This is a genomic window from Spirulina subsalsa FACHB-351 (genome assembly GCF_026130165.1).
GTDB classification, from domain to species: Bacteria; Cyanobacteriota; Cyanobacteriia; order Cyanobacteriales; family Spirulinaceae; genus Spirulina_A; species Spirulina_A subsalsa_A.
Genome location: NZ_JAIHOM010000009.1, coordinates 25,277 through 43,626, shown reverse-complemented (window position 1 = coordinate 43,626; position 18,350 = coordinate 25,277). Strand labels below are relative to the sequence as shown.

Below are 18,350 nucleotides of genomic sequence, written 5' to 3'. Positions count from 1 at the left end.
TTAACTGGACTTTAGAGAGTGATTAGGGGTTCAACTAATAATCTAATTTTATCAAAGCGGTATTGTAAAACTAATTCACTTAAACCCTGAGACAATTCAGACTGAGTGGCAGGAATTTGCTCAATTAGTTCTACCAGTTCTTCCTCTTCTAAGTCTACTGAAGCTCGATATACAAGCACAAGCCAATCTTGAGGCATTGCCTTAAAATCCAGTGAGGTTAAATCTTTTATTTTCTTGGCTTGGGCAGGTTTTTCAAGGATGGTTTCGTAAAGAAAATAAACCCCTAAGTGTTTTTCTAACATCTGTATGATCTGGTTTTCTTGAAAGGGTTTACGCACAAAATCATCACAACCAATGACATCAATTATATTTCTTTCTTCACCTAAAACACTAGCCGTCAGGGCAATAATGATGGTAGCATTTCCTTTGGGACTACTTTTAATCTTTTGCGTTGCGGCATAGCCATCTAAAACAGGCATTCTCATGTCCATCCAGATTAAATGAGGACTCCAGGTTTCCCAGATTGCGATCGCCTCTTCTCCATTATGGGCTGTTTTAACCTCAAAACCCAAGGGTTTCAGCAGTTTAACTAATAGTTGACAATTAACAGGTTTATCATCAACCGCTAAAAGACGATAGGTAGGTTGATTGGGTTCAAGTCCTATTACTCGACGACAAGGAAGATCAGGCAAATGGGCAACTTCTACCCCAAGAGTAATCGGAAAATTAAACTCAAATGTTGTGCCTGCACCCACTTGACTACAAACAGTGATTTTTCCCTGCATTAACTGCACAATTTTTTGACATAAGGATAGTCCTAATCCTGTTCCTTCTTGGGCATTTTTTCCTGTTGTCGTTTGGGTAAAAGGAGTAAATAAATCATTGATTTCTGCCGAAGAAATTCCTAGACCAGTATCTGTTACTCGAAAAAACAGTCTATCTTGTTCTATATTGTCTTGCTTTGTTTTGTCGTATCTAACACAAAGCGAAACACCACCTACCTGGGTAAATTTGAAAGCATTGCTTAAAAGATTAATTAGCACCTGACGCAATTTTAAGGGATCAGATTGGATATATTGGGGAACATTACCGGAGGGTTCAAGGTAAAAATACAAGCCCTTACTTTCGGCGGTAATTTCAAATAAACCTTCAACCTCTTTGAGCAGATAGTGTAAATCAAAAGTCTCAATCTCTAGTAACATCTTACCAGCTTCAATTTTAGATAAATCCAAAACCTGATTAATTAAGGTCAGTAAATATTGACCACTTCGATAAATCGTTTCTATATTTTCTTGTGTTTCCTCATCTAAATCACTGTCATTCAGCATCAATTGAGAAAACCCTAAAATGGCGTTTAGGGGGGATCTTAACTCATGGCTCATATTCGCTAAAAATGTGCTTTTAGCTTGGTTCGCTACTTCGGCTTTATCTTTAGCTTCTGCTAAATCAGATGTTCTTTCTTTGACTTTCTTTTCTAATTGAATATTGACTGTTTGCAGTTCTGAAAACATTTGTTTTAACTGCTGTGCCATGATATTGTAAGATACAGTAAGCTGCCCTAACTCATCATTTCTCCTAGTAAGAATAGGTTTTTCCCAGTTTCCTTTAGCTAACTCTTGAGCGGCTTTGTTTAAGCGCAAAATGGGCTGAGTCACCCAGTGAGCGGTCATACTTCCAATTAAAATAGCTCCCCCTAGGGCAATCAGGGAAATAAATATTGTTTGGCGTGTACTGGCTTTAATTTCTGCCATAAAATCATCTTGAGGAATGATGACGAATAATTGCCAACTTAATTCATATTGTTCAGTTAGATTGAGAGACTTAATATAATATTTTTCGTGATTTAATTCAATTAAATTAATTGATTGATAAGTTAATAAATTTCCATAATTAGAGTTTTCTAAATGCTTAGAAACCTGACGAGTGAGGAGGTTTTCACTCTTTATTCCATTTAGCCGTCGGATATTGTCATTTTCGATAAAAATAGTAGGCTCTTGAATAGAAGTTGCTACAACTTGACCCGCTTTATCTAAAATGAAAGCCTGTCCTGTGCGACCAATTTTTAAGGATTCGAGAAACTTTTGTAAATTCCTAATGTCTAACTGGACGGCACTCACCCCTTGAGGGGCATCAACTCCCGGTACATATAAAGGTCTAGATAAAGCGATAGAAAAACGATTGCGATTAATAAAGCGCTGATAGACGTCTACCCAAACCTCATTTTGATGGGTGATGGCTTTTTTATACCAAGATCTTTCCTCAAGGATAAAATTGGGTAAATCAATTTTAGCATTGGTTAAATTTTCGGCATCTTCTAGGGTTAAAAACCCCAGATAACGAAAGTTTGTGCTAACCCCATGAATGGCGACCCCTTCTAGAAGCACGTCATTGAGATAAGCTTGTCCTGCGCCCCTATATTCCCCATTATTGACGTTCACTAATTGAATTCCTGTAACAGCATTAAAGCGATTCGTTTGATACTGATCAAACAAATAGGGCAACCATTGATCTATATCCTCTAAATTGAGGACACCGGAGGTTATTAAAGACTGATGATTGCGAACAATTTGCACGGGGATATCTAAATAACTGTGAACTTCCTGTTCAATGCGATCGCCAATTTCTTCCATTAAAGCTTCAACTAAGGACTCTACAGCGTTTCGTCCATTGCGAAATGAGAGATATCCCACTAAACTGACAGTTCCCAGAATTTGTAAAACAAAGGGAATCACAAAAACGGCCGGAAGGGTCATCTTTTTTAATCCAGCATCAAACCGTTGAATTTTCATCGCTGTTAGAGTCTAAAAATTAAGGTTGACAAAGGGACACCCGGAGAAAACATAGATTCTGGTCTGTTTTCTAGTCCACAGATGAGATACACTAATCCAGTAAATGGTTATTTTAGTCCTGTGTTATGCCACATTTTTTATTAGAAGTTGGTACAGAAGAACTGCCCGCCGATTTTATGGATGGTGCGATCGCCCAGTGGCAGAGTTTGATCCCCGAAAGCTTGACAGAACACCATTTGACCCCCCAAGGGGTTGAAGTTTACGCGACACCCCGTCGTTTAGCGGTTCTCATCACTGGACTCCCCTCCCAACAACCTAACCGTGAAGAAGAAATTAAAGGCCCCCCTGCACAAATTGCCTTTAAAGATGGAAAACCTACCCCCGCGGCCGTTGGTTTTGCCAAGAAACAAGAAGTAGACGTTGAGGCCCTCGAACTCCGCGCAACAGATAAAGGGGAATTTGTTTTTCTCCAGAAAAACATCCCCGGACAACCCACAACAGACATTTTGAGGGAATTAGTTCCCCAGTGGATTAATCGCTTAGAAGGTCGTCGTTTTATGCGTTGGGGAGATGGAGATTTACGCTTTCCCCGTCCCATTCGCTGGTTAGTTGCCCTATGGGATAAAGACATTCTCCCCCTTGAAATTATCAATGGTTCAGAACAACTAAAAAGTGACCGTTTTTCTAGAGGTCATCGGGTATTACACCCAGATTCCATTGTCATTTCTGAAGCTTCTAACTATGTATCCTGTTTACAACAGGCTGGCATTGAAGTAGATCCAAAAACTCGTCAAAGACAAATTGAAGAACAAGTTACAAAGGCAGCTGCTTCAGTCCAAGGCTATGCGGAAATTCCCCACGAACTTTTAGCGGAAGTTGTTAACTTAGTGGAATCTCCTCATGGGGTAGTGGGAAAATTTGACCCAGAATTTTTAGAACTCCCCACAGAAGTGATTAAAATGGTCATGGTTACGCACCAACGTTATTTTCCCGTCAAAGCAGAAGCGCAGGAAAACAGTCCGCTCCTGCCCTATTTTATCACAATTTCTAATGGTGATCCAGCCAAAGCCGAGATCATCGCCACCGGGAATGGGCGAGTGATTCGCGCTCGTTTAGCCGATGCCAAGTTTTTCTATGATTCCGATTCAGACGAACCCTTAGAAGCCTATCTTCCGAGTTTAGAAACCGTGACCTTCCAAGAAGATTTAGGCTCAATTCGGGATAAAGTAGATCGCATTATTGAGGTAGCCGAAGAACTGGCGAAACAGTTACAGTTAAGCTCCCAACAGTGGGAAAAAGTGGAACGAGCGGCGCTGTTGTGTAAAGTGGATTTAGTCTCTCAGATGGTCTATGAATTCCCCGAATTACAAGGCATTATGGGACAAAAATATGCCCTAAAATCGGGAGAAGATCCCGAAGTAGCTGAGGCAATTTTTGAGCATTATCTACCCCGAGGGGCGGGGGATAGCTTGCCCCAAACCTTAACTGGGCAAGTGGTGGGAATTGCCGATCGATTCGATACTTTGGTGTCGATTTTTGGTTTAGGAATGATTCCCACTGGATCATCAGATCCCTTTGCCTTAAGACGGGCGGCTAATGGCATTTTAAATATTGCTTGGGCTGGTAATTTAAGCGTCAATTTAGGGGATTTAATAGAACAGTTTTCTGAGGCTTTTGTCAGTGGTAATCCTGAACGAAAATCTCCCCTCAAGGACTTACAAGAGTTCTTTCTGCAACGGCTGCGCACCTTGTTACAGGAAGAATATCAAGTAGACTATGATTTGGTGAATGCCGTCTTAGGAAACAACGATGGAGAATACACAGAACGGGCATTAGGCGATATCTTAGACCTACGCGATCGCGCTTTATTCCTCCAACAGATCCGCAACAGCCAAGAACTGGCTAAAATCTATGAAACCATTAACCGTTCAGCCCGTTTAGCTGCCAAAGGGAGCTTAGACACCCAACAACTGGATCCCTCCTCTGTCGTGCGTCCAGACTTGTTTGAACAGTCCTCAGAACAGGCCTTTTATGACGGTTTAGTGCAGTTAGTCCCCCAAACTCAAACCGCCCAAGCTGAACGCAATTATCAGCGTCTCGTAGACAGTTTAGCGGCCTTTGCCCCCACCGTCAGCCGCTTTTTTGATGGGGAAGATAGCGTCTTGGTCATGGATAAAAACCCCGCCGTGCAAGCCAATCGTTTAAACTTATTGGGACTCCTGCGTAATCATGCCCGCGTGCTAGCAGATTTTGGCGAAATTGTCAAGTAATTTCCTATGTTGAACTTAGATCAGACCTTAAAAATTAGCGAAAGCCTGTTTTCTCCAAGCCAACAGGGGGACTTGTTGCGGGCTGTAATGACAGTTGTGTTGACAGAAGGGGGAGGGCAAAAGGCCGGATTAGTCTGGAATGTGGCGGGAAGTTTGCGAGTGATGGCGATCGCCCGGGCCGCCACCCCCCCCTCCATCACCTGTTATGATACCGCCCCCCTACCCCTCACCGACTGTCCCGATCTGCCCCTCTCCCTAATTGAACAAGTCTGGACCAGTCAACAAGTAACCATTGCCTCAGAGGGGGCTAGCATCTACTGTGCGCCCTTGAACCGCCAAAACATCCCCCTAGGGGTTTTATATGTAGAACTGGCCAACAGCGAGGGCAGAGAAGGCATAGAGGAGGAACATTTGAGGCTGATTACCCAACAAAGTGCGATCGCCCTCTCCAGGAACCACTCCGCCCCCACCACGAGTCAATCCGCCCCCACCCCCACTTCATCCTCCGACACCGACACCTTAAAACGCACCCAAAACCAACTCATGCAGAGTGCAAAAATGTCCATGTTAGGGCATTTAGTCGGGGGAGTTACCCATGAAATTAACAACTCCGTGAACTTTATTTCCGGTAATTTAGTTTATGCCAAAGAATACCTAGAACAATTAGTTGAAATCGTCAACGCTTATCAAGAAAATTACCCCGAACCCGCCGCAGATGTAGAAGATTTAATCGAAGAATATGACCTCGAATTTCTCCTAGAAGACCTGCCTAAACTGCTCAATTCTATGCAAACCGGAGCTAGTCGAATGCAGTCCATTCTGCTCTCCTTAAGTAACTTTGCTCGGGCTGATGAATCCGATATTAAAGATGTGAATATCCACGACATTGTAGACAGTTTAGAAGTGATTCTGCACAACCAACTAAAAGCCAAAGGAGCAGAACTCGAAATTGAAGTTGTTAAAAACTACGGCGATATTCCCATCACCCAAGGCTACCCCGGACAACTGAATCAGGTCTTGATGAACCTCTTTAGTAATGCCATTGATGCCTTAACCACCGTCCGCTTAGGTCAAACCGACCGTAAACCCACCATCACCATCACCACCGAAAAAACCCAATCTAACCAGATTAAAATTACCTTTAGTGATACCGGAGATGGGATTCCCGAGGATATCTTACCCCAAATCTTTCAGCCCTTTTTTACCACCAAATCCTCGGAGCAAGGAACAGGTTTAGGCTTATCCATGAGTCAAGAAATAATTACCCAAAATCATAAGGGAACCCTAACCTGTGAATCCCAAATTGGTCAAGGGACAACCTTTTTTATTGAAATTCCCATCCGCTATTAAAGAAGAATTTCATCATCACACCCCACTGAAAATTTTTTGAGTGAGAATTTTTTGAGCAATCTTTTCCGGTACAGGCATCACCGATAAACGATTTCCTTTTTTCACCAAGGCAAAATCTTCTCCCTTGAACTGTTCTTTTAATTGAGCCAAAGAAATCACCTGAGCAAAGGTTTTTACATAAACTAACTCAACGGTAAACCACCGGGGAGAGTCGGGACTGGATTTAGGGTCAAAATAGGGGCTTTGGGGATTAAATTGTGTGGGATCAATGACTTGAGTTTGGCTAACTTTCCCTAAGCCAACAATCCCGGGAACTTTAGTATTAGAATGGTAGAAGAAAGCCAGATCACCCAAGGTCATGGCTTGTAGGAAGTTGCGGGCTTGATAGTTCCGCACACCATCCCAGAGGGTGGTTTTATCATCTTTAAACTGTTCAATACTATAGGTTAGAGGTTCAGATTTAACAAGCCAGTAATTCATAATTCATTGCCAAAAATTTGCTCAGGTTCAATCAAGTTTTATTAAGCGTATTTCTTGTATTCGTAAAGACACTATCCACAAGTTAACGTCATGGTTCGCTCAAAACCACAGCAGAAAGCATGATAGCTTATAGGGGTAGCTTATTTGTAAGTTTATCTGGTAAGTGGTGTATGGTTTCAGTGATTCAGTCAATGGTGGGGAGTGCGTTGGGGTTACTTTTGGGGGGGAGTCCTCTACTGGAAAGTGATCCTCTGTGGTCTAAACTGGATTCATTTTGTCAATCTTCGTCAGCGCAACCGACTCATTTTTTAGTAATGGCCGGGGGAGGCACTCGGGATAATACTGAGATTGCTTTAGAAAAGAATGTGTTGTATTTTCAGCGTATTCTCTCCCATTTAGGCTTTAATCCCAAAGCAGCCGATGTGTTTTTTGCCAGTGGGAATAGTCGCGAGGCAACGGTGCGTTTTGTCAATGGACGGGGACAGAGTTTGTTTAAATCGCCGGAAATTCCCGAGGTGCGGGGTGCTTCGACTCCGGAGAATCTCAAACGGTGGTTACAGGAGGCAGGACGACAGAAACCCAATCGGCCGCTCTTTTTTTACTTTACGGGTCACGGTTTACCCAATGAGTTGATTCTCTGGGAAGATACAAGGGTTTCGGTGCAAGATTTGGCGCAACAGTTGGATCAATTGCCGCCTGAAAAGCCTGTGGTGACGATGATGGCGCAATGTTTTGCGGGATCTTTTGCCGATTTGATTTATGAGGGGGGAGATTCTACGGCGGCGATCGCACCTCATAATCGTTGTGGTTTTTTTGCCACGGTGCGCACTCGTCCTTCTGTGGGGTGTAGTCCCGAGGTGAATGAGGCGGACTATGTGGATTATAGTTCCAGTTTCTTCGCGGGATTAAGTGGCAAAAATCGCCTGGGGGAGGCGGTGGCATCGGCCGATTATGATCGGGATGGTCGGGTGTCTTACCAAGAAGCCCATGCTTTTGCCAAGGTGGATCTTAAAACAACGGATTTGCCTGTCTCGACCTTGGAGGTGTGGTTACAAGAGCAAGTCACTCCCCAAGAGCGTTCCCTGTGGCTATCTCAACCCTTAGAGGCTTTTGTGGATTTGGCGCGACCGGAGCAGGAGTATGTGATTTTGGCGATCGCGGATCGTTTTGGGTTTGACTTACAACGGTCTTACCGTGAGAATTTGAACCGTTTGCCGTTTACCCAGCGTGTTTCTCGGGTAAACAATACGTTACTAGAACGGTTACAAATGGAAATCTTCAATATCGCCAAGGAACAACAGATCCGCGTTTCTCCTAATCAAGAGGCGATCGCTTTTATTGACCATCTCCTGAACTGTGAAAACCAATCTTGGGAAAAAGGAAGGATTAGATAGGGCTTGGTGAATAACTCGGGCAATCGGGAATCCGGAGATATTCGGGAGTCGGGAGTCGGGAGTCGGTGGTCACTGAGCTTAGTCGAAGTGGAATCGGGAATCGGAAACAATTGTCAATTATCAATTCCCTATTACTGCTCCCCTGCTCCCCTGCTCCCCTGCTCCCCCTCTCCCTATTTAGACTTTCGCTTGCTCTAAAATCAACTTCGCCCGTTTCACATTCTCGGGAATGGTAATCGGATAATCTCCAGTGAAACAAGCAGAACAGAAATGATTAATATCCTCTCCCGTCGTTTCTAACATTCCTTGCCAACTTAAGTAAGTCAGAGAATCTACCCCAATTTGCTGGGCAATTTCTTCAATACTTTTAGTCGCCGCAATTAATTGATCTTGGGTGTCCGTATCCAACCCATAAAAACAAGGATGGGTCACTGGCGGCGAGGAAATCTTCATGTGAACTTCCGTTGCGCCCGCATCTCGCAAGGCTTTGACAATTTTTTTACTGGTGGTTCCCCGCACAATGGAATCATCCACTAAAATCACCCGTTTCCCCGCTAAAACATCCCGTAAGGGGTTTAATTTCATGCGAATGCCCGACTCCCGCATGGCTTGGGTCGGTTGGATAAAGGTGCGCCCCACATAACGGTTTTTGATTAATCCTTCACCGTAGGGAATGCCCGATTTTTTGGCGTAACCAATAGCGGCCGGAACTCCGGAATCTGGCACCGCAATCACAATATCCGCATCAGTGTGGGATTCTTCGGCCAAACGTTCCCCAATGCGCATCCGGTAACTATACAAGCTCTCGTCATGCACCACGCTATCAGGACGGGCGAAGTAAATCATCTCGAAAACGCACATTTTGGGCTGGGGTTTTTCCGCCCAGTGGAAAGAGGCCATCCCTTCCTCAGTAATCCACACTAATTCCCCCGGTTCCACGGAACGCAAGTATTCCGCCCCAATAATATCTAAGCCGCAGGTTTCGGAGGCGAGGACGTAACGGGCGGGGCGGGTGCTGGTGCTGGGTAAAAGACCGACCACCAGGGGGCGAATCCCGTGGGGATCTCGCACCCCCATTAGTCCCACGGGGGTTCCTACCACTAAACTATAGGCCCCCTGACACAGTTGAAAGGCCGTGAGGGCGGCTTCTAACCAGTCTTTGCCTTGGTCTACTTCGTTGCCAATGGCGATCGCAATCATTTCGGAATCCGTCGTGGTCAGGAAACTACAATTGCGCCGCGTCAGTTCTTCTCGCAACTCTTTAGTATTGACAAGATTCCCATTATGTGCTAGAGCTAAACTCCCTAAACGAGTTTCCACTACCGCAGGTTGAGCATTCACCTTTAAACTCGATCCCGTGGTGGAATACCGAGTATGGCCGACGGCTATTTCCCCGGGGAGTTTACTTAAAATCTCCTCATTAAAAACCTGAGAAACAAGCCCCATGTTTTTATAGTGGTGGATAGCCTCTCCGGCAAAGGTAGCGATACCAGCCGACTCCTGACCTCGATGTTGCAAGGCATAAAGACCAAAGTAAGTTAATTTGGCAACATCTTCCTCCGGGGCATATACACCGAAGATCCCACAGGCTTCTTCCATTTTATCGGGTCTTTCAGGAGAGCGTGCTTCCGGTTGACTATTGCACTCATCAGCGTAGCGGGATTCATTAGGCATCATTGGTGATTTAAGGCTCCTCTGTGCGGCAGTGATTAAGGGTAGGTCAATTAAAAGCAACAAGCGGACTCAACCCTAAGACTGAGCCACTGGATGCTATTCAAGATAGGGCGAGAAAAAGACAGCACTTCCAAATCCCCGCAAATGTTTTAAGAAAAAAAGATCAATCCTTTAAGCTAGCTTAAATTTTTCTTAATATTTAAACAAGAGGGCAGAGTCTACCGAGGGGGGAATTAAAAGTTAGGGGGTTAAGGCCTTGAACCCACAGACCGGGGCAAACCCACCCGATTCCGAGGATTCCGTTCTCGTTTCCCAAGAGGTGAAAACGACGGCTAGAGCGTTAAGCGACGTTCTAGGGCCCAATGCCAGCGATCGCCCAACTCCTTCATGCTAACGTCAAGGAGTGTTTCTTGGTTACTCGTAAAAACCCGTAAATTGGCCGTTGCCCGTACCGTCCCCAGTAACCAGACCCCCTCCCCTAACAAAGAGCGAGCATAGTCCTCCCAAAGAGCTTGGAACTCAGGCGAAACCGACACCACAATCCGCGCCCCCCCTTCCCCAAACAGCACCTCATCCCAGCGTAAATCCCCCGAGCCTTCGAGACTAATCTCCGCCCCCAACTCCCCAGCCAGGCAACATTCCGCCACAGCCACCCCTAGACCCCCTTCCGCGCAATCATGAGCCGACCGTAACCACCCCTGATAAATCCCCTCCCGACAGACCTCCTGCACCCGGCGTTCCGCCTCAAAATCCACCCGAGGGGGCAGACCCGCCACCGTGCCATGAACCAGCGCCAAATACTCCGACCCCCCCAAGGTCACAGTAGGAGAGCCAATTAAATAAATCAAATCCCCCGCCTCTTGCCAACCCTGACCACAGAGGCGCGTCACATCCGGCACCAGCCCCACCATGCCAATCACCGGAGTCGGATAAATCGCTTGGGGTTTGCCCTCACTATCCAACGTCTCGTTATACAGCGACACATTCCCCCCCGTCACCGGAGTCCCAAACTCCCCACAGGCCTCCGCAATCCCCTCACAGGCCTTCGCCAACTGCCAGTAGCCCACCGGATGTTCAGGACTGCCAAAATTCAAGTTATCCGTCACCGCCAACGGTTGCGCCCCCACACAGCTTAAATTGCGCGCCGCCTCAGCCACCGCCGCCTTAGCCCCCTCATAGGGGTCCAAATACACATAACGGGCATTACAATCCGTCGTCGCCGCCACCCCCTTCGTAAACGCCGTAGCGGACACATTGGGAATCGGTTCTTGGGGTCGAATGCGAATCACCGCCGCATCAGCCCCCCCCGGCAGCAACACCGTATTATTTTGCACCTGGTGGTCATACTGACGATAAACCCAGCGTTTCGAGGCCAAAGAAGGGCTATCCAACAAACGCAACAACACCGCCCCCCAACTCAGGGCTTCTCCCCCCACCGTAATCCCCAACCCATCACAGGCTGGCAAATCCGCCCTCGTCCACTGCCAAGCCTTTTGGGCATAATCCGGTGCTTCGGCCAACAATTCCCGATGATAAATCGGCGTATTATCCGCCAAGGCCGTCGCCGGAATTTCCGCCGCCACCTCTCCTTGAAACAAAATCCGCACAATGGGTTCCTCAATCACTTCCCCCGCCATCACCGCCTGAAGGCCCCAACGGTGGAAAATGTCGATTAACTCCTGTTCCCGTCCCTTGTGCGCCACAAAAAGCATCCGTTCCTGAGACTCCGAGAGCAGGTACTCATAAGGCACCATCCCCGTTTCCCGCACCGGAATTTTATCCAGGTCTAACTCAATACCCACTCCCCCCTTCGCCGCCATTTCCGAGGTGGAACAAGTAATCCCGGCCGCGCCCATATCTTGGGCCGAAGCCACAGCCCCGGTTTTAAAAGCCTCTAAACAGGCTTCAATGAGAGACTTTTCTAAAAAAGGATCTCCCACCTGCACAGCCGGGCGGTCATCCATCGACTGGTCGGTTAATTCGGAACTGGCGAAACTCGCGCCTCCCATACCATCCCGCCCGGTAGTTGACCCCACATAGAGAACGGGATTCCCCACACCGACAGCTCCGGCCTTGACGATTTCTGAGGTTTCCATAATCCCCAGCGCCATCGCATTAACTAAGGGGTTTCCGGTGTAGGCGGGGTCAAAATAGACCTCACCCCCCACCGTTGGCACGCCGACACAATTTCCATAGTGGCTGATACCTTCGACTACCCCGCTAAAAATGCGGCGCGTGCGGGCATTGTCGAGGGTTCCAAAGCGTAGGGAGTTGAGAATGGCAATGGGACGAGCGCCCATAGTAAAAATATCCCGTAGGATGCCCCCTACCCCCGTCGCTGCCCCTTGGAAAGGTTCAATGGCCGAGGGGTGATTATGGGACTCAATTTTAAAGGCCAGGTGCAGTCCATCGCCGAGGTCTACAATGCCAGCATTTTCACCGGGGCCGACGAGGATATGTTCTCCGGTGGTGGGGAATTGGCCAAGGAGGGGGCGGGAGTTTTTATAGCAGCAGTGTTCACTCCACATTACGCCAAACATCCCTAATTCGGCTTTGTTGGGGTGTCTACCAAGGCGGTGGACTATTTCCTCATATTCTTGGGGTTTAAGGCCTTCTGCGGCGATTTCTTGGGGGGAGAAGGGAGCAGACATAGGGTTTCTGGGTTTAGATTGCAGATTTTAGATTTTAGCAGTCTGTTGAGGGGGGTTCGGCAATCCTCGGGGATTTTTAAGTTTTGGGGGGTTCAGTGGTGAGTTGTTAGGTTTTGCGCTCCGCTGTACCCAACCTACGGATATCTAGGGGAGAAACCAAGTTGTGTTGATTCTCTCGTTTCTCCGCTAAACCCTGCCAAAAACCCGGTTTCTGGGATCCCGTCTTTTTCCCGGTACAGCGCCCCAAAGTAGTAAAATCTAGGGGATCCCAAAGTTCAGGTGGATTATAATAGGGAAAAGCCCATTTCTGAACGTTTTCTCGCTCTCAAGGGTTAATGTCTGATCGTGATAGAACAACTCCCTGTTGCCATAGCTTTACTAGATTGTGATTATTGTTACACCGTAGCGAGTCGTCCTTGGCAGGAAGACTACAACTTACTAGGAAAAGACTTTAAAGGTCAATCATTCTACGACCTCTTCCCCCAAGTTCCTGATCATTGGCGGATTAGTCATCAAATGGCATTAGCGGGAGTCACACAAGAGCCAGTGATTGAGGAGATTATTCTACCGAGGGGGAATCAGGAGTGGGTGAAATGGCAAGTTAAACCGTGGCGAGCCGAGAGGGACGGGACGGGTCCGCTCCAATTGGGAGAAATTCTGGGGTTGATCTTAACCAGTGAAATTGTCACCACCCAACAACAACAAGCACGACGCTATCAACGGAAACAAGAGCGTTTAAAACAAGTTATCAAAAAACATACCGCCGCCTTAGAATACCGCAACCGGGAACTGAATACCGTTTTTGAACAGGCTGGAGTAGGGTTAGATTATGTTGACCGAGACGGGCGTTTTTTACGGGTCAATCAACGCTTTTGTGAAATCTTAGGTTACTCCCCTCAAGAACTCTCCCAACTCACCATTCAAGATATTACCCACCCCGAGGACTGGGCTAAAGATGCCGAGCAACAGGCCGCACTGTTAGCTGAACAAGGCCATACTTACGTTTTAGAAAAACGCTATTTACGGGCGGATGGCAGTGAAATCTGGGTCAATTTAACGAAATCTGTGGTGCGAGATAGTCAGGGTCAACCCCAATATTTTATTGGCGCGATTACCGACCTACGCCAACGGAAAGAATTAGAACAAGAATTAGCCCTACGTCAAGCACAATTAGATGCTTTTGTCAAGCACGCTCCCGTGGGATTAGCGATTCAGGATCCCCAGTTATATTATGTCCGTCTCAATCCTCGCTTTGCCCAGATGAATGGGGTTTCTGTGCAGGATCATCAGGGAAAACGCTTAGAACAAATTAATCCCACCCTATCAGAACAGCTTACCCCTTTACTGCAACAGGTGGTAAAGACAGGACAAGCGATTTTAGCCCGAGAAGTCAACCAGGTGAGTCATCAGAATCCTTCAGAGATTTGGACGCGGCTGATTTCAGTATTTCCCCTGAATTATGAGCAGGAAATCCTCGGAGTGGGAACAATTTTAGTAGATATTACGGAACAGAAGCAGGTTGAGACACAGTATCAACAACAAGCGGAGGATCTCGCGCAAGCCTTGCAAGATTTGCGTCAAACTCAAGCCCAGTTAATTCAGACGGAGAAAATGTCTAGTTTGGGGCAGCTTTTAGCGGGAGTTGCCCATGAAATCAATAATCCTGTGAACTTTATTTATGGCAATTTAACCTATGCTCAGGAGTATATTGAAGACCTATTGAGGTTGGTTGATTTATATCAAAAACATGGGGTTAATCCCATTCCTGAAATTGAAAATTATTTAGCTGAAATTGACTTAGATTTTTTGCTCGATGACTTGAAAAAAGTGATTAATTCCATGAGTTTTGGCACAAAACGCATTCAAGAAATCGTGGCATCTTTGAGGACGTTTTCCCGTATGGATAATCGCCAAAGCCAACTGGTGGATATTCATGAAGGCTTAGAGAGTACATTACTAATTTTAGAACATCGTCTGAAAGCACAGCCAAATTCTCCGGAAATACGCATTATAAGAAAATATCAAAAAATCCCTAAAATTAAATGCTTTCTAGGACAGTTAAATCAAGTTTTTATGAATATTTTAAGTAACGCTATAGATGCCCTAGAAGAGCAAGCCCAAAGTTATTCTGAAGATGGTTTAAACTGTCCGTTACGAACGATTACAATTACAACATCCCTCTCTGGGGAGTCTTGGGGAGTAGGAATGGACAATCTGGGAACAGACCCTAGAATGGTAGAGGTGTGCATCGCAGACAATGGGCCGGGGATTCCTCCCACTGTTCAAGACCACTTGTTTGATCCGTTTTTCACGACCAAGCCCGTGGGAAAAGGGACAGGGTTAGGACTAGCCATTAGCCATCAAATTATCACGGAAAAACACCGAGGTCGTCTCCATTGTCAATCTACTCCGGGTGAAGGCACGAAGTTTGTGATTACCTTGCCGATTTTGCCTTAGTTGAATTTATTGCCTTATGAGCTTCTGTGATGAATGTTCCTCTTTCTCATAACTCCCATCAGTCTGTATCGAGCGAGTTAGCTTGGTTCAAGGTGATTTTAGAACAGTCCCCTGTGGCGATCGCACTATTAGACCGCGACTTGTGTTTTATCTTGGCCACCCAACGCTGGTATCAAGATTATCAACAAACAGAAATCATCCTCGGACAGCATTATTATGACGTATTCCCCGACACCCCCGACCATTGGCGATTAGCCCATCAACGGGCATTAGGGGGAGAAACCCTCAAAGAAGCAGGAGAACCCTATGCCTTATCTCCTGAGCGCATCGAGTGGGTGAAATGGGAAATTTCCCCTTGGACCGAAAGCGGGGGAGCGATTGGGGGGGTGATGATATGTAGTGAGTGGATTACAGAACGCATTCAATCGGAAACTTACTGGTATGAGGTGTTTAACGCTTCCCCCAGCATGATTTGTATTACCGGATTAGAGGGTCAGTTTCTCCACTTAAACCCTGCTTGGGAAATCAGTTTAGGCTGGACAAGGGAGGAATTGTATAGTCAACCCTATTCACATTGGATACATCCTGAAGACCAAGCCACAACCCGAGAAATTGCCCAGCGACTGGTCAACGGAGAGACAAAAATCACCTTTGAGAATCGCTATCGTTGTCCCGACGGGAGTTATCGCTGGTTAGCTTGGATTGCCACCTTACTCCCCGGTCAAAACCGCATTTATGGATTAGCACGGGATGTCACGGACCGCAAAGAAACCGAGGCCGCCCTACGAGGTAGTGAACAACGCTATCAGGCCCTCGCGGAAACCTCTCCCGTGGGGATATTTAACGGCAACCAGTGGGGCCAATGTGTCTATGCTAACCCCCAACTCTCCATCCTGACGGGACTTTCTAACAGCAACCTGTTACAAGACGGTTGGTTAAAGGCCATTCACCCCGAAGATCGGGATCATGTTCATCAAGAATGGGAAAGACTGGTAGGAGGGGGTCACTGGTTCCAATCGGAGTTTCGTTTTCTCCGTCCCGATGGTTCGATCCGTTGGGTTTATATGCAAGCTCAAGCCCTGCGCGCAGAAGGGTCAGAAACCGCTATTCAAGGCTATGTGGGGACTTGTACTGATGTAACAGAGCATAAGGAAACGGAAGCGGCTTTACGGGCATCAGAACAGGATTTGCGGACGATTTTGAATGGGGTCTATGATGCTATTTTCCTCCATAGGGCAGATGGTACAATTATTGATGTGAATGATCCGGTGTTGCAACTCTACGGGGTGACTCGGGAGACGTTTAAACAATATACGCTGCAAGATTATTCCAGCCCTGATGCCGACTTTAGCCATATTGATGAGAAGTGGGAACGGGCAATAGCTGGGGAAGACTTACAATTTGAATGGCAAGGCCAGCGTCCTCTAGATGGTCACACTTTTGATGTAGAGGTTCGTCTACGGAAAATTGTTTTACAGTCGGAAGTGGTGATTTTAGCCAATGTGCGGGATATTACCCTCGAAAAACAAGCCCGGGAGGAAATGCAGAAACTGGTGACCTTGGTGGAAAATAGTTCCGATTTTATTGGGATTGCTGACTTAGAAGGTAATCCTGTTTTTATCAATCAAGCAGGACAAGAAATCTTGGGTTTGCCTTCTTTAGAAGAAGCCAAAACCTTCAAGATTGCCCAGTTTATTCATGCTAAGGATCAAAAACGCTTAGAAGAGCAAATTATGCCCCAACTGATGCGGCAGGGGAACTGGCAAGGGGAAGTAGAGTTTCATCATTTTGGGAGCGATGAGGGGGTTCCGATGGACTCCAAAATGTTCACCATTCAAGATCCTGACAGTGGGGAAATCATTGCCACGGCAACTATTAGCCGAGATGTTCGCGATCGCAAACAAGCTGAGGCAGAACTGCTACGCTATAAACAAGCGGTAGATAGTGCTAGCGATGCTATTGGGATTACGAACGCCCATGGTCAACTGATTTACTTTAACCAAGCCTTTGGCAAACTCTACGACTGTGAATCAGTACGGCAATTAAACCGCAAAGGGGGGATTTCCGCTCTATTTGCCGATCCCACGGTGATTCAAGGAATGTTTTCCACCGTGATGAATCGTCAATCCTGGACCCATGAAGTGGAGCAAGTTTCCCTGAAAGGAAAAATCCGCCCCGTGTTTCTCAGAGCTAACGCCATCTTAGACCAGCAGGGGCAGATTGTGGGCTTACTGGGCATGGCAACGGATATCCGGGAACGAAAACGGGCTGAGGCCTCTTTGCGAGAATCAGAAGCCCAATTACGAACCTATGCCACGGAGTTGGAAAATACGTTACACGAACTCCAACGTACCCAAACTCAACTAATTCAACGGGAAAAAATGTCGAGTTTGGGGCAATTAGTGGCCGGGGTAGCCCATGAAATTAATAATCCGGTGAACTTTATCTATGGCAATCTAAGCCATGCGGATCAGTATATTGGGGACTTAATTGATCTCATTGAACAGTATGGGCAACAGTATCCCCAACCCGTGCCGGAAATTGCCGAGATTATCGAGGAAATTGACCTAGAATTTGTCTTGGATGATTTACCGAAACTCCTACAATCGATGAAAGTAGGGGCAGATCGGATTAAGGGAATTGTGGCATCCCTGCGCAACTTCTCCCGCATGGACGAAGCGGAGCGAAAAGCGGTTAATCTTCACGATGGGATTGATAGCACCCTGATGATTCTGCACAACCGTTTGAAGGGGAAAACCGAACGTCCTGCGATCGCCCTTAAAAAACACTACGGCAACCTTCCGCCCATTGAATGCTATGCCGGGCAACTCAATCAAGTCTTCATGAATATCTTAGCCAATGCCATTGATGCCTTAGAAGAACGAGATCAAACGCGCTCTTACGAAGAAATCCAAGAAAATCCCAGCACCATTCGCATTACCACCGAACAACTCAACAGCGAACAAATTCAAGTCCGTATTCAAGACAACGGCCCCGGCATTCCTGAACACATTCAGCCGCGCTTGTTCGATCCCTTTTTTACCACCAAAACGATTGGCAAAGGTACGGGCTTAGGACTGTCCATTAGTTATCAAATCGTGACGGAAAAACATCGTGGTCAACTCGAATGTTTTTCCACTCCAGAAACGGGAACAGAATTCCGTATTACTATCCCCATTACTCAATCCCCAGTTGAGAGTACATCGGACTAGGGCCAGATTGTTGGCGTTAGCCTGACTGGGGAAACCAGTCCCCATTCTACGACTTGACACAATGCACACCAGC

General features: G+C 46.6%; 9 protein-coding genes. 5 read left to right on the top strand and 4 right to left on the bottom strand.

Annotated elements, in window-relative coordinates:
* Positions 1-11: 11 nt before the first annotated feature.
* Positions 12-2,573: a hybrid sensor histidine kinase/response regulator gene (locus K4A83_RS02895; RefSeq protein ID WP_407809796.1), complete on the bottom strand. Its 2,562-nt coding sequence runs from the start codon at positions 2,571-2,573 to the stop codon at positions 12-14.
* A 341-nt stretch (positions 2,574-2,914) separates the two neighbouring features.
* On the opposite strand from K4A83_RS02895, the gene glyS reads away from it, so the two are divergent.
* Positions 2,915-5,059, top strand: coding sequence for a glycine--tRNA ligase subunit beta (gene glyS, locus K4A83_RS02890; protein WP_265262888.1), 2,145 nt, complete (start codon positions 2,915-2,917; stop codon positions 5,057-5,059).
* Positions 5,060-5,065: 6 nt separating this feature from the next.
* Positions 5,066-6,409 carry a sensor histidine kinase gene (locus K4A83_RS02885; RefSeq protein WP_265262887.1) on the top strand — a complete coding sequence of 448 codons (1,344 nt, stop codon included), beginning with the start codon at positions 5,066-5,068 and terminating at the stop codon, positions 6,407-6,409.
* 15 nt (positions 6,410-6,424) lie between these two features.
* On the opposite strand, the gene K4A83_RS02880 is transcribed toward K4A83_RS02885, so the two are convergent.
* Positions 6,425-6,889, bottom strand: coding sequence for an EVE domain-containing protein (locus K4A83_RS02880; protein ID WP_265262886.1), 465 nt, complete (start codon positions 6,887-6,889; stop codon positions 6,425-6,427).
* A 170-nt stretch (positions 6,890-7,059) separates the two neighbouring features.
* Here K4A83_RS02880 and K4A83_RS02875 point away from each other — a divergent pair, with 170 nt between their 5' ends.
* Complete coding sequence (locus K4A83_RS02875; RefSeq protein WP_265262885.1) at positions 7,060-8,283, top strand: Caspase domain-containing protein; 1,224 nt, start codon at positions 7,060-7,062, stop codon at positions 8,281-8,283.
* 177 nt (positions 8,284-8,460) lie between these two features.
* Here K4A83_RS02875 and purF read toward each other — a convergent pair whose 3' ends face one another.
* Together purF and purL are read right to left on the bottom strand one after the other, a co-directional pair.
* Complete coding sequence (purF, locus tag K4A83_RS02870; protein WP_265262883.1) at positions 8,461-9,960, bottom strand: amidophosphoribosyltransferase; 1,500 nt, start codon at positions 9,958-9,960, stop codon at positions 8,461-8,463.
* A 329-nt stretch (positions 9,961-10,289) separates the two neighbouring features.
* On the bottom strand, positions 10,290-12,608 hold the full coding sequence (gene purL, locus K4A83_RS02865) for a phosphoribosylformylglycinamidine synthase subunit PurL (protein WP_265262881.1): 2,319 nt from the start codon (positions 12,606-12,608) through the stop codon (positions 10,290-10,292).
* A gap of 345 nt (positions 12,609-12,953) precedes the next feature.
* Here purL and K4A83_RS02860 point away from each other — a divergent pair, with 345 nt between their 5' ends.
* Both K4A83_RS02860 and K4A83_RS02855 read left to right on the top strand, forming a co-directional pair.
* On the top strand, positions 12,954-15,065 hold the full coding sequence (locus tag K4A83_RS02860) for a PAS domain S-box protein (RefSeq protein WP_265262880.1): 2,112 nt from the start codon (positions 12,954-12,956) through the stop codon (positions 15,063-15,065).
* 29 nt (positions 15,066-15,094) lie between these two features.
* Positions 15,095-18,277 carry a PAS domain S-box protein gene (locus K4A83_RS02855; RefSeq protein ID WP_265262879.1) on the top strand — a complete coding sequence of 1,061 codons (3,183 nt, stop codon included), beginning with the start codon at positions 15,095-15,097 and terminating at the stop codon, positions 18,275-18,277.
* Positions 18,278-18,350 lie beyond the last annotated feature (73 nt).

Bases quoted from the DNA above. Each gene is read 5' to 3' on its own strand.
- K4A83_RS02875 (WP_265262885.1), top strand. From the start codon at position 7,060: ATGGTTTCAGTGATTCAGTCAATGGTGGGGAGTGCGTTGGGGTTACTT.
- glyS (WP_265262888.1), top strand. From the start codon at position 2,915: ATGCCACATTTTTTATTAGAAGTTGGTACAGAAGAACTGCCCGCCGAT.
- purF (WP_265262883.1), bottom strand. From the start codon at position 9,960: ATGATGCCTAATGAATCCCGCTACGCTGATGAGTGCAATAGTCAACCG.
- purL (WP_265262881.1), bottom strand. From the start codon at position 12,608: ATGTCTGCTCCCTTCTCCCCCCAAGAAATCGCCGCAGAAGGCCTTAAA.
- K4A83_RS02885 (WP_265262887.1), top strand. From the start codon at position 5,066: ATGTTGAACTTAGATCAGACCTTAAAAATTAGCGAAAGCCTGTTTTCT.
- K4A83_RS02880 (WP_265262886.1), bottom strand. From the start codon at position 6,889: ATGAATTACTGGCTTGTTAAATCTGAACCTCTAACCTATAGTATTGAA.
- K4A83_RS02855 (WP_265262879.1), top strand. From the start codon at position 15,095: ATGAATGTTCCTCTTTCTCATAACTCCCATCAGTCTGTATCGAGCGAG.